This is a genomic window from Deltaproteobacteria bacterium, from assembly GCA_019309545.1.
In the GTDB taxonomy this organism is placed as follows: domain Bacteria; phylum Desulfobacterota; class Desulfobaccia; order Desulfobaccales; family Desulfobaccaceae; genus Desulfobacca_B.
In genome coordinates, this window is sequence record JAFDGA010000042.1 from 1 (window position 1) to 11,529 (window position 11,529).

An 11,529-nucleotide genomic window follows, 5' to 3' on the forward strand; every position below is an offset into this window, starting at 1 on the left:
ACCCACCAATTCCTGCTCGCTTATCCCCCCAGGGAGCGAATCCGGCCTTAAGTCCAGAGCCAATCTGGTGTCAAAACCTCTGGTGCGATTGTATTCCTCGGGAGTTATCCAGCCGGCGTCCCGGGCCGCCACCAGGATGCGTTGCTCAAGCTGATCCCGTGATTGCGTACTCTGCCCCAGGGGAATGACGTCCCCGGTCTCAGGCCTGCCCAAAAACATCGCCGGAGTTTGGATGACTCCCAAATTCTGAGCCTGACCCCGATCCCGAACATATTGGGGGAACACATTGTTTTGCAATGGCCGGCCATCTATGGAAACCGGGAAAATGGTAAAACCGTAGCGGTCCTGCAAACTCTTGAGCACCGGGGCCTGAATCTCGCAGTGGCCGCATCGGCTCTGAAAGAAAAAGAATATTCCGGCTTTTTGGGCAATCCGGGCCAGAAGCTGCTCCTGCGCCGCCCTGGCCTCTTTGCTGAACTGCGCCCCGCCATAGGAAGCTATCGGCCTGCGGGTTCCCTGGTCCAGGTACGGGTCCAACTGCACAATGTGCTTGACCTGCTCGGCAAACCGTTGCGATTTATCCAGCATGACCCGCTGAATATACATATAGGCGGCAACATTCTCCGGAGTCGGGTCGTCAATGGCCAGCAACCGATATTTCTCCAGGTTCTGGCGGATCCATTCGGCAGACAATACCGGCGGGCCTTCAGGTTCTTCAGGCTCGATTGTTGTTGCCTGAGGCAACGGCGGTTCCTCCGGCTCCGCCGGCGCCGCCTCCTCAAGAGGATCCTCATACCAGAACCAGCCGCGCTCATGGTCATTATACCACCTTCCGGCAAGGCCACGGTCCGCGGTCAGAAACAGCTGGCCGATAAATAAGGCCAAAGTCAGAAATAAACTTAAACTCCGCATATCGGACAACAAGACATCAGTTCGGAACGGGGGTCGTGGAGATACGTCCCGCCGCAGGTTTGGCAACGCCTGGGAGCCAGAATTTTCTCCCGCAGGTCGCGGGCGATATACCAGGCAGTGGTAGCGTCTATCCCCTTGGGAGCAATGGCCTTGTAGGCCCGGTACGCATCAATAACCAAATTGTGGTCCAGGGTCCGGAAAATCTTTTCGCCCCCCAGACGATAATACGTCTGATAAAAGGCCGTGCCTTCTATTACCTGACTTCTGGTTTTGAGACGGTTATGAGCATATTCCGAGATCCTTCCCTGAGACGCGGGTTTGCCATGCATGGCGCGGTACAAGCTCCGCAAACGGTTCCGACATAATCCGGTGGCGGCATGCACTATCGGCGGCCGCAACCCCTCCCGGATCATCTTCATCGCCGTATTCCAGGCTGATACATTCTGGGCCAACATTACCGACTATCTCCCTTCGCCTCTACATCTTCGTTATCAGTCAGTAAACCCGCGGATACCAGACTGAGAATCCGTTCGGAACTCCCTTTGCGGCAGGAATTCCTGACTTGCTCCAAATGGTTGCTCTTGAGTCGAAACAGGGTTGCGCCTGCATTGGCGATCTGTTCGATTTCCGCCAGATCCAAGTTCAACAACCGTTTCAGAGTGTCTTTGTTTAAACCGAAAGCGGTTTGGACATAACTTTGGTTTTTGGAGTCGGCTCCTATCTCCTTGACCATCGCCAGGTAGGCCAGATTAAGACACTTTATGGTTTTCCTCCAGTCTTCCACCAACCAAACCTCCTTTCCGCGCTAACTGCGTTCCTTGCAGACGTCCAAATCCGCTTCCCTTCGGACGAAGTTTTTAAGAGATCGATAAATTGCCAGCACCTTTCTGCCGTAAGCCCGGGCCCGCCATTCTGTCCAGGAGTGATACCGGCCCACCCCTAACTCAAGGTCTGATGTAGAGGCCAAAGCCTCCGCCAATATCGCACTGGCCACCTTCAGGTTGGTCGCCGGATCCAATAAATCTTCCGGACGCTGCACCTTGTCTTTATGATGATGGTAATTAACCTGCCCCAGGCCAATGTCCACATTGTCCGTCTGCACGTGGTCCAGAACGAATTTCGCCTCGCGCTTCGAGGCTGCATAGATTGAAATGCCCGCCTCGTTAAAATGCAGGGCGTAAGGGTGAGGCCTGACTTTACTCTCCCCGTGTCTGCGGTTGCTTTCCAACAAGGCGACGCTGTAGAGCAACAGCGGATCAACGCCATGTTCACAGGCTGCCTGGTTCCACATCCTGCCGGGAAATTCGTGCTGCAACTGACACGTCTCCACCGTCGGAAGCGTCGCTTTTGAGGGGACATCCATGTTCATGGCTCCGAGGTTCAGTAATAATGCGGTGAATAAAGCTTCTAACATTCCACTCCTCGTTTATGCAGTATCAAACTTGGCAGCATACCACTCCTGAACGATTTCTTGAAAATCCAGTTCCTTGAGATTCTTGGTAGCCATCAAATGCAACTCTTCGACTGGACAAAAGATTCTTTCCCGGCCAGACGGCAACAGACGCCGGGAAAATCCGAACCGAGAGAAAAAGGCCTGAGCCTGCTCCTTGTCGCGGGGCTTAAAATCCCCGAAGACTTCCTCGAACTGAATGGTCTTGCCGGCTTGCCTGAGAAAATCTATCAACCGGTTAAGCATCCAGGTACCCAAATGTTTGTCTTGCTTGGTCGTGATGATGTCCTCAATGAAAACCGAGATGCGGTTATTATGAAAATCGCACTTGAAACTGCCACACAAACTGGCTGTGTGTCTGAGGCCGCGGGAAAGGGTTTTCCCGGCCAGCGTGTACCGCGGATACAAACCGTTATCCAACCGCTCCTGAAACATCCAAACATCGCCGTCCTGATCGTGGAGTACGTAGCAATACTTGTACAAGGGGAAAAAGGCCGTTACTGTAATTTCTGAGGAATACATGATTATTTCTTTCTATCCTTGAGGGTTCCCGGACAGGTAGCTTTGAATCACCGTTCGGGCCTCCTCAAATCCCCGGCAGCAAACCGCCAGGTAGCCTTGCTCGCCCAGTTCTGCCAACCAGGCCCGCTGCTCCGGGGTTAATTTCCCGCCTCGGGGCCGTTTTAACTCAATGAACAGACCGCCGTAGCCCGCTTTCCGGACCGGCAGGAAGACATCGGGGAAGCCCCTGACCATCCCCAAGGTCTTCGCCTTCCTCGCCTGGCCGGGGAACAGGCGCACTCCCGATAGGGAAGCGTTGAGCAACCGCAACTCGGGATACCTGCCCTGCGCCAGCCGCGCCCAGGCGAACAGGGCCGCCTGTTCCCCGGATTCGGAACTGAGCCGATCAGACAGTCTGCAACCTGAATTTTTTGGGAACATCAATCCAATACTCTCCGGCAATGCGATAGCGGCTGGGAATTTCTATCAACCCTTTGGCCCTGGTCATGGCCACATAGAGCAGATTGATTTCTTCTTTTAAGAGATTGTCAAACAACCTGGCAAAAACCTGCCGCAGCTTGTCGCAGGGGATCACCAGACAATCCGCGTCGGGGTCCCAAAACTGACGAGACAGTTCGGGCTGGTCCTTCAAAAATTGCTCCAAGATGTCCCTGGGACACCGAAAATCGTCCGCCATGACCACTTGGTCAAACTCCAAACCCTTGGTGCTGTGCGCCGTCCCCAGATAGCTGTCACCGCCGTTCTGATAGTTGCGCAAGGTTTTCTCATACAACCGCCGAAAAACTTCCCGATTGCAATCGTAGCGCTTGATCAGCTTGACGCAGGTCGAGATTTCCAGATCCTGAGCTTTTTCCGCCATCTCCTCCAAACAGTCCAGATAATCCGGAAACGACAGGCTTAAATCCGACACCCGAATCTTTTGATCGAAAATCCTGAAAAATGGCTCGAAGTACTGGCCGGGATGGCGCACCGTCTTGAGGCCGGGATTGCCGAGCAGCATCTCGATGAGTCTGGCGTTGGACCGGGTTATGGTGCAACTGGTCCAGCTTTTCCCCGCCAGGTCGGTCCGCATCGGTCTCAGCAGATTGTTTTCACACTTCAGGTGATAAAGCAGGTCGTTGACCGCATTGACCTGGTCCTGGCCGTGGAAGCGGAAGGTGCGTGTAAGATACAGGGTCTGGTCGGCTGCGAAATCCTCTATGGCGTTGATCGCCCCCCGAAAACCGTAAATCTTCTGATGCCGGTCGCCGACCATGATCTTGCGCGCTTGGAACTGCTCGAAGATGGACAGAATTACCGGGTTGACATCCTGGCCCTCGTCCAGGAGAACCGCGTCGTACGCCCGGGCTAATCCGCAGGAGGCGAAGTTGAGCTGGAAGTCTTTGAGATAGAAGGAATGATCAACCTGAAGATTGCCGGTTTTCATGGCGTAATATAACCGCATGATAAAATCAGCGATCTCTTTGGATACGTTTCTCCTCTCCTGGTAGCTGCTAAGACAGGTTACCGGATAAAACGCGGCGCTTTCGGTCGAAAAAGACCTTTTTAGAGTAGTTTTCGAAAGGAATACGTCGCAATCCTGGATTGCGAACCGGGCCGCGATTGCCGACCGGTCCAGAGGACAGTCGGAGTTCAGAAAGTTTTGGAAATGGCCGATCCGTTCGAACACCGATTTGACCGGCATCCCCAGGGTCTGGGCAATCTCGAAATAGTCCAGACGCGACAACCGGTGCCGATAAAACTTGCCGAGCCGGGAAAAGGCCAGGGAATGAACCGTCCGCACCTCGACGTTGGGCGGGAACTTCATCCTGGCTTCGTCAGCGATGGCCTTGTTGAAGGCCAGATAAAGCATTCTTTTTTTCGGGTAAGCCTGGGCAATGGCCTTGAGGGTGGTGGTCTTGCCGGTGCCGGCCAGGGCGTAAACCTTGACGCGCTCGTGTCGGTCCAGAGCGGCAATCACCGCCTGCTGTTCATCGGTCAGAGAGTGAGTGGTCAAGACTATTCTTGTTCCCCCTTGTTAATTAGTTGTGCCGTCTGTTTTCGATGTTCCCCCCGGTGATCCACGGGTATCTTCCGGCCCGCAGCATGGCCAGGTGCGCTTCCAGTTCCGGTTTTGCAAATTTTTCCAGGGGGCAACCGTGTCGCCGATAGCCGTGCCGCCGGTATATTTTCTTGATTTCCCGGACTAATTTGCCGCGGTTATCGACGTTTGCCGTTTTGTTTCGGTCCTTCTTCCGTTGCCGAGCCACCTCGTCTCCCCCTTCGACTATTGGTAGATTGTGGGAATGAGTTTTTCGCTGGCTTCCCTATTATCTGGATGGCTGGCTATGGCCAGTTTGATCCTAAACAAATCCAGAGCCTTGAACAGTGGATACAACTCAGGCAACATCTGATACTTCCTTCGCCAAGCATCCAATTCGGCCCAGGCCTGGCTTAATATCCGTTGGCGATGGTTGAGTTCGGCCGACTCGTTTTTTATCACCTGCGCGGTCTCCTTTCGTTTCGCCTGGGTTTCCTGGTAGGCCCGGTTGATTGATTTCTTGCCTTCCCTTACGGCTTCACGGGTTTCGGGGTCGGCGTTGTCCAGGACGGTGCGGGCGCGTTCCACCTTGCGGGGAGAGATGCCGATGGTTTGGGCAGTAGCTTTGGCAGAAGCCGATCTAGAATCAATGCCGCCATCTGGCGCTTTTGATTTAGCTTGGTATTCCGCTGACTTATGATCACCGCCCCGGCTTCTCCTCTTGTCCAACGCCTCGACACATCTTACAATCTCCGCTCTGGATCAACAGATCAATGATCTGCTCGTAACTATCGACGCCGCCGCGTAAAATTCCCGAAGTCTGCATCCGTCTTCGGGTTGCCTGGCCTCCTTTTCTGGCCGGATAGCCAAGAATCCGCTTAGCCGCACCGTTGTTGCTGTTTTTGGTTACTGTCTCCATGAACTCCTCCTGGCTTTTTTTCCTAAAGATTACTGAACTGATTCGACGGCTAACTTCCAAAAACGCACTTTTTTTGAGCAGATTTCGATATTTTGTCCTAATCCGGATAGCCGTCGTCTTCGCTATCGCCCCGCCACGGCCTGCCGGCCCACTCGCAAATGCCAGTAGGATTTTCCTTAGCCGAGCAATAATAGATTTCTTCTTTCGGGCTGTATTTATAGCGTGTACATTCCCCCTGAAACGTTAGGGGATACCAGGGACACAAGCAATGAAAGGTATGAAGGCTTAATTGCTGCATTAGACGCTCCCAACATAATCTTCGAACCGCAAAAACTCTTCCAGGTAGGTAAGCTTCACCAACCCCGTCCTGCCGTTCCGGTTTTTGGCGATGTTAACCTCGGCCAGACCCTTGTTTTGAGAACCGGAATCGTAATACTCATCCCGATAGAGCAGAAGCACTATATCCGCATCGTTCTCAATGGACCCGGATTCCCGCAAGTCCGCCATGACAGGGCGTCTGTCGGTGCGATACTCGCAGTTCCGGTTTAATTGCGCTAATACCAATACCGGAATTTTGAGCTCTTTGGCCATCGCCTTTAACCCCCGGGAAACCTCAGAAACCTCCTCCTCCCGATTGCGACCGCGGTGTACCGGCTTTACCAGTTGCAAATAATCAACAATGAGAAAATCTAGTTTTTGCGCTGCTCGTAATCGCCGGGCCTCGCTTCTGATTTCCAAAATCGACCGCGCCTCGGCATCATCCACGATGATGTTCAGTTGTTCCAAATCGGTTCTAACTCGATGCACGGAGGTCCACTCGGCCTGAGATAGTTTGCCTTCCCTTAACCTTTCCGCATTTATCTGACCGGCCGCTGCCATCAGTCGCCGGGTAAGTTGCGAGGCGGTCATTTCCAGAGAAAAAAATCCCACCCCGGCGCCGTTCCGGGCCGCTCGTAAAGCGAAATTCAAAGCCAGACTGGTTTTTCCCATCGAGGTTCTTCCGGCCAAAACGACTACATCCCCTGGCGACCAGGTAAACATTTGATCTACATCCAGAAACCCTGTAGAAATGCCTGGAGAGGAATTATTTTTGGTTAAGGTTTCGGTCTCCTCTTGGACCAGGGTAGCCAGGTGCGCGGCTGTATTGCTCTTTCGAAATTCCTGGCCTATCCTGAATATTGCGGCCTCCACCCGGTCGTAAAATTTTTCAGCCTTGGCTACCGGCCGTTGTAAAGCGTCGATAATTTTTAAGGCTAATTTCCTGGTCTTATCCAATAGAGCCTTGTCCCGTACCCGTTGGGCATAGTGAGCGACGTTGGCGGCACTGCCGACCTGATCGCTCAGATTGGCCAGAAAAACCGGCCCGCCCACACGGTCCAACATCTGTTGGTCATGCAAATAAGCGGTCACCGTCACCAGATCAATCGGCTTGCCCGCCATGTCCAGGTCCAGCAAGCACTGAAAGATAATCCGGTGGCTTTTCCGCAAGAAATAACCCGGTTTTAGAAGACCGCTTACCTCCTGCAAAGCCGACGGCTGAAGCAGAATCGCGCCCAGAACCGCTTGCTCCGCTTCAAAATCAACCGGCCAGGTGTACGGTGGGGTTATCGGTGTTACTTGTGCGGTGTTTTTATGCATGGCTTTGGCAGTGTTTTGCTGCACTGTCTTTACGCTCCACTACTGGATGTAAACATTTGCAAGGCCCTTCTTTGGTTACCCCTTCGCCGTGACAGAGCGGACAGTCGGGATCCGGCATCAACAGCTCTTCTTCCGGCGGATCGGGTTGTTTCGGGGGCAGCCACGGGGGACGGTAGTCTTTGGGCTTGGGCTTGCGGACGCTTAAAAATTCCCGAAGCTTAGCCCGGTTTTTGACTGCCCATTCGAAATCGGCCCCTGTCCACTCTTTCCGGCCCGCGTGCCAGTCCGAATATTGGATGTCGGAGAAATAGGACCGCCACCATTCCAGGTCAGGATAATCTTTCCAGGCCGCCTTGAGCATCCGCCGGCGTTTGTCGTTGAGATTGGCCACCCGGGGCAGGTTTTCCGGCGCATTTTCATTCCAAGCATCGGCAATTTCCTGGTAGGGAACCGGCGCGGCTTTGGGCTTGGCCTTTTTCTTCCCGCCGGACCGTGGCCCTGATTGAACATTCTCGGGCGGCTCCGGCCCGCCGGACGATCCCGCAGCCGAATCATCGCCATCGCCGCAATTGGAAGCGGCCTCAATTTCAGGGAAAGGCCTGGATTGGCTTTGCGGAAAAGGAACAACATTTTCTTTCCTGGTCTTCTCCTCGGGACTGTCGGGTGCCGGCGATGGTTCCGGTGCCGGCGATGGTTCCGGTGCCGCCGCGGCCCCGGCCAAGACATTGCCCGCCGATTCAGCCGCCGCCGCCGCAAAATTTGAAGTTTCTGTTACCTCGTGACCTCCCACCGCGGCGAAAGCCGCGGGGCTGGATTTCGCGGGTTCGGCCTCTGGATTATTTTGAAAAGGCGAAACATCCGAATTGATTACTGCTGGTGCTGCTGATTCAGCGATTTCTGAAAATTCAGGATATTTTTCCCTGGTCTTATTTGCAGGATCGTGGTTGCCGGTGGAGCTTTCGGCTTCGGCAAGCTCGTCATTTTTAAGACCAGGAGAAAAAATGAAATCGCCGCGCGGCGAGCCGCTAGGCGAGCCGCCAAGTGAATCGCCCTGGGGAACCGCTGGGGGGGATATAGGGGGGGTACTTTTTTCAGGATTCAGTACATCAGGATTCAGAGAATCAGGGCGAAGCGCTTCCGCATTTGGTACGAAGTGCTGCTCACCTTGGTGGAAAGTGCTGTTCACCTTGGTGGAAAGTTCAATATTGATCGGGTCTGGAATGATTGATGGTTTTTCGTTTGAGTGCGGTCTTTGATGCTCGGAAAAATGGGGAATTTTGATATACCTCTTTCCATTAACCTCATACCTGATAATGAAATGTTCTGAGCATTGATGAAGACTATTTAAAAGAGTTTCAATGTCTGGTTCTGGTTGATAATAAGGGAAAATCTCCGCCTGTATTCGTTTGGGGCGGTCTTCCAGCTTGCCATCCCTATCAGCCATACACCAGAGTCCTTCAAACAATAGCTGGCCACATGGCCCAAGTTCCGCCAGATATTCGTTTTTAAAAAACCCAGGCTTAAGATTCCTGGCTCTCATACCCCCTCCTTTTTTAAACAATCCTTTCCAGATGGTTATTGTTCAGATGCCTGCCGCCCAGCAGACAACGCTTCTTTAAAATATCCAGGTACTTCCGCAGGCCGGCCCGGTGAATGATTACCCACTCGAAGTCGATACAGGTCATTCCCATGCGGTCTGAATACCAGTTGACGAGATGGAGATCGGTAAAGAGGGCTTCCCACCAGCCCAGGTCGGGGTACTTCCTGGTGGCCGCGGCCAGCATCTTTTGCCGCTTTTCCCCCATAAATTCAACGCGGGGCAAATCACTCGGGGCCAGACGGTTCCAGGCCTCGGCGATCTGCCGATAAGGGCTGTTTTTAATGCTGATATGATCAGACATCAAACAACCTCGTAGGGCGGGCAAAAAAATCCCGCTAGTACTGCTAAGGCTCCAAAGGAGACCCCCCGGCCCTCGCGGTAACCGGGATACTAGCGGGAAATGGATTTTCAGGTTGTAATAAAAAAAGACCGCTTAGGCCGGGGTCAACGGCCCTTTGGAGTTTTAGCATCTTTATAATCCTTCAATTCGTATCGTTTGTCAAGGAAAAACTGTCCTTTCGGCAACTACCCGATTCGCGCTGCGCCAATGGACGAAGACGCCTGGCGACGAGGGACATGCAGTCTCCGGGGCTGCAACGCAACGCGATTTCCGGTCTCGGGTATAACCGGCAGAGGAAATTAGCAGCCCGACAAACATTGCTTGCATTATCAAAGAGATTTTTTTCTACCCCTTTTCGCAAAAAGTGTTATTGTGAAATCCGCTAAAAAAAGGTAGTATTTTTGAAAATTCTTGTTTAAGTATCCGATTTGCGGGTAGCCATGTTGCTAATTTTTATGGCCATTACCGTTGAAGTCAAAAATGTCCTCTACCGGATGTCCCAGAAAATTGGCAATTGCTTCCTTTATCCCTTGATTGGTCCGATAACCATAGACATTGCTGACTACCGAACCAAAAGGCCGGTCAATCTTCCGGGCCATGGAGGTGATCGTCTCCCCTTTCTCTACCAGGAGTCTCTTGATCTTGATACGGAAGGTTTGATCAATGTTTTTCATAATATCCTTTGTATAATCCTATACAACTGTGATAACATGCATAAAAGGGATATCCCCAAGGAGGGGTCCGGCCTGATTAGTTTTTATCCCGTTGGAGCTCACTATTCTCCCGTTGAAGCCCATCAAGGAATCCCGGTCTTAAGCGTAAAACGTAAATCCAGAATAAAAAATGAATTAATACCGGTAAGGAACAGAATATGGAAACTTGTCGAAGAGTTAGCGGGCGGGAAACCAGGGACTTTCGCTAAAAAAGCAAATGTTCATAATAGCGTTATAGAAAACGTTCGAGACAATGTGTCTTTGCCGGTTGTCGAGAATTTAATAAAAATATGCAATTTTGCTAATGTCTCTGCTGATTATATTCTGTTTGGTAAAAAGCCTCCAACCTTCCAACCACTTCAGCCAATAATTACCATTGTAGGCAAATACCCCGATGTTCCTTCGGATTTGCGTACCGAGGATTATCTTGCTGTACCATTGGTGGAAGGTTATATTGCAGCGGGTTATGAAGGGACAATCCCAGAGGAATATATCATAAGTTTGGTCTGGGTTTACAGGCCGGAGATTGGCAAGCGGCAATATCATGATCTGCGGGCGGTGCGTTTAGGGAAAAATGCTGAATCCATGCGGCGCACCCTCAAACCAGGCGACATCATAATTGTTGACCCCACAGAAAAGCCGCCAGCCAAGCCATTAGTTCAGAAGGGAATTTATGCGGTGCGGGTGGATGAGGAGGGTGGCTGTGCCGTCAAGCGGGTTAGGGAAAAAGATGATTTTTGGATATTGCTTTCGGACAACCCGGAGTATGATCCTATCTTAATAAAGAAGGATGCAAAATATAATCCGATCATCGGCCGGGTGATCTGGTCTTGGACTAGCTGGGTAAAATAATATTGAAAGACTGGGAAAAGACCCTGGATAGCATACACCGAGCCGGCTGGAGCTATGGCTATGTGCAATTCCAAGACCGGGAAACCGGACAGTTGTTCTGGCAGGTGGATATATCAAAAGAGAATGTGAGGATTAAGGGGATTGGGCCCACTATGGAAGCGGCCGTCGTTAGGATAGTTGCTTTTCTATATTAGGTGGGGTAGTTTAGACTTGATTTGACACCGGTTGCAAAAATGGGCATGGTACTCCTCTGGGGAAAGACCAAAGAAGAATGGAGGAGATACCATAACCCAGCGAGAGAAGTTCGCTTTTTTCAAATTTAAACTCAAGTATTTTTGGAAATTCGTAACCGTTCAGGCCGCCTCTGCAATTGACATGTTTACAGGCAAGAGGGACGGCGCCGGTTGACCAGTACGATGAGCTTGAATAGCCGCAACCATATACTCCACAATGTTTCGTTCCTGCTGCCGCAGGGTGGCAACCGCGGTGAGGATTCTCTCGGTGAAACGGCAGCCCTGGTCGCTCTGATTGCCAAAGCAGCCTTTGCGCCACAGCACCGCGCC

At 52.2% G+C, this 11,529-nt stretch carries 16 protein-coding genes; 1 reads left to right on the forward strand and 15 read right to left on the reverse strand.

Going from position 1 to position 11,529, the window contains the following annotated elements; all coding sequences use genetic code 11:
- The 15 genes from traF to JRG72_10575 form a co-directional block, all read right to left on the reverse strand.
- On the reverse strand, nt 1-912 hold a 912-nt coding region (gene traF / locus JRG72_10505; protein ID MBW2135635.1), incomplete at its 3' end, for a conjugal transfer protein TraF.
- Nucleotides 900-1,367: a hypothetical protein gene (locus tag JRG72_10510; protein ID MBW2135636.1), complete on the reverse strand. Its 468-nt coding sequence runs from the start codon at nt 1,365-1,367 to the stop codon at nt 900-902. The genes traF and JRG72_10510, both read right to left, overlap by 13 nt.
- On the reverse strand, nt 1,367-1,696 hold the full coding sequence (locus tag JRG72_10515) for a flagellar transcriptional regulator FlhD (protein ID MBW2135637.1): 330 nt from the start codon (nt 1,694-1,696) through the stop codon (nt 1,367-1,369). Before JRG72_10515 ends, JRG72_10510 begins: the two co-directional genes overlap by 1 nt.
- Before the next feature lie 21 nt (nt 1,697-1,717).
- Nucleotides 1,718-2,227, reverse strand: coding sequence for a lytic transglycosylase domain-containing protein (locus tag JRG72_10520; protein ID MBW2135638.1), 510 nt, complete (start codon nt 2,225-2,227; stop codon nt 1,718-1,720).
- Between the two features lie 111 nt (nt 2,228-2,338).
- Nucleotides 2,339-2,884, reverse strand: a complete 546-nt coding sequence (locus tag JRG72_10525; protein ID MBW2135639.1) for a hypothetical protein — start codon at nt 2,882-2,884, stop codon at nt 2,339-2,341.
- Nucleotides 2,885-2,896: 12 nt separating this feature from the next.
- Complete coding sequence (locus JRG72_10530; protein MBW2135640.1) at nt 2,897-3,304, reverse strand: VRR-NUC domain-containing protein; 408 nt, start codon at nt 3,302-3,304, stop codon at nt 2,897-2,899.
- The gene (locus JRG72_10535) at nt 3,270-4,880 is read right to left on the reverse strand and encodes a UvrD-helicase domain-containing protein (protein ID MBW2135641.1); all 1,611 of its coding nucleotides are present in this window, start codon (nt 4,878-4,880) and stop codon (nt 3,270-3,272) included. Before JRG72_10535 ends, JRG72_10530 begins: the two co-directional genes overlap by 35 nt.
- 25 nt (nt 4,881-4,905) lie before the next feature.
- Nucleotides 4,906-5,133 (reverse strand): hypothetical protein, encoded by a 228-nt coding sequence (locus JRG72_10540; GenBank protein MBW2135642.1) that lies wholly within the window; start codon nt 5,131-5,133, stop codon nt 4,906-4,908.
- A 17-nt stretch (nt 5,134-5,150) separates the two neighbouring features.
- A complete protein-coding gene (locus tag JRG72_10545) occupies nt 5,151-5,633 on the reverse strand; it encodes a hypothetical protein (protein ID MBW2135643.1) in 483 nt (160 codons plus the stop codon).
- On the reverse strand, nt 5,605-5,823 hold the full coding sequence (locus JRG72_10550; protein ID MBW2135644.1) for a hypothetical protein: 219 nt from the start codon (nt 5,821-5,823) through the stop codon (nt 5,605-5,607). Before JRG72_10550 ends, JRG72_10545 begins: the two co-directional genes overlap by 29 nt.
- A 97-nt stretch (nt 5,824-5,920) precedes the next feature.
- Nucleotides 5,921-6,121, reverse strand: coding sequence for a hypothetical protein (locus JRG72_10555; protein MBW2135645.1), 201 nt, complete (start codon nt 6,119-6,121; stop codon nt 5,921-5,923).
- Entirely contained in the window at nt 6,121-7,485 is a 1,365-nt protein-coding gene (gene dnaB, locus JRG72_10560) for a replicative DNA helicase (protein ID MBW2135646.1), read from the reverse strand. The genes JRG72_10555 and dnaB overlap by 1 nt, the downstream gene beginning before the upstream one ends.
- Entirely contained in the window at nt 7,454-9,001 is a 1,548-nt protein-coding gene (locus JRG72_10565; GenBank protein ID MBW2135647.1) for a hypothetical protein, read from the reverse strand. The genes dnaB and JRG72_10565 overlap by 32 nt, the downstream gene beginning before the upstream one ends.
- Before the next feature lie 13 nt (nt 9,002-9,014).
- The gene (locus JRG72_10570) at nt 9,015-9,362 is read right to left on the reverse strand and encodes a hypothetical protein (protein MBW2135648.1); all 348 of its coding nucleotides are present in this window, start codon (nt 9,360-9,362) and stop codon (nt 9,015-9,017) included.
- Between the two features lie 485 nt (nt 9,363-9,847).
- The gene (locus tag JRG72_10575) at nt 9,848-10,075 is read right to left on the reverse strand and encodes a hypothetical protein (protein MBW2135649.1); all 228 of its coding nucleotides are present in this window, start codon (nt 10,073-10,075) and stop codon (nt 9,848-9,850) included.
- A gap of 36 nt (nt 10,076-10,111) precedes the next feature.
- Here JRG72_10575 and JRG72_10580 point away from each other — a divergent pair, with 36 nt between their 5' ends.
- Nucleotides 10,112-10,966, forward strand: a complete 855-nt coding sequence (locus JRG72_10580) for a S24 family peptidase (protein MBW2135650.1) — start codon at nt 10,112-10,114, stop codon at nt 10,964-10,966.
- Nucleotides 10,967-11,529: the final 563 nt, after the last annotated feature.

Coding starts and splice junctions, on each gene's coding strand:
- JRG72_10575 (MBW2135649.1), bottom strand. CDS start 10,075: ATGAAAAACATTGATCAAACCTTCCGTATCAAGATCAAGAGACTCCTG.
- JRG72_10555 (MBW2135645.1), bottom strand. CDS start 6,121: ATGCAGCAATTAAGCCTTCATACCTTTCATTGCTTGTGTCCCTGGTAT.
- JRG72_10565 (MBW2135647.1), bottom strand. CDS start 9,001: ATGAGAGCCAGGAATCTTAAGCCTGGGTTTTTTAAAAACGAATATCTG.
- JRG72_10550 (MBW2135644.1), bottom strand. CDS start 5,823: ATGGAGACAGTAACCAAAAACAGCAACAACGGTGCGGCTAAGCGGATT.
- JRG72_10570 (MBW2135648.1), bottom strand. CDS start 9,362: ATGTCTGATCATATCAGCATTAAAAACAGCCCTTATCGGCAGATCGCC.
- JRG72_10510 (MBW2135636.1), bottom strand. CDS start 1,367: ATGTTGGCCCAGAATGTATCAGCCTGGAATACGGCGATGAAGATGATC.
- JRG72_10580 (MBW2135650.1), top strand. CDS start 10,112: ATGCATAAAAGGGATATCCCCAAGGAGGGGTCCGGCCTGATTAGTTTT.
- JRG72_10530 (MBW2135640.1), bottom strand. CDS start 3,304: ATGTTCCCAAAAAATTCAGGTTGCAGACTGTCTGATCGGCTCAGTTCC.
- JRG72_10525 (MBW2135639.1), bottom strand. CDS start 2,884: ATGTATTCCTCAGAAATTACAGTAACGGCCTTTTTCCCCTTGTACAAG.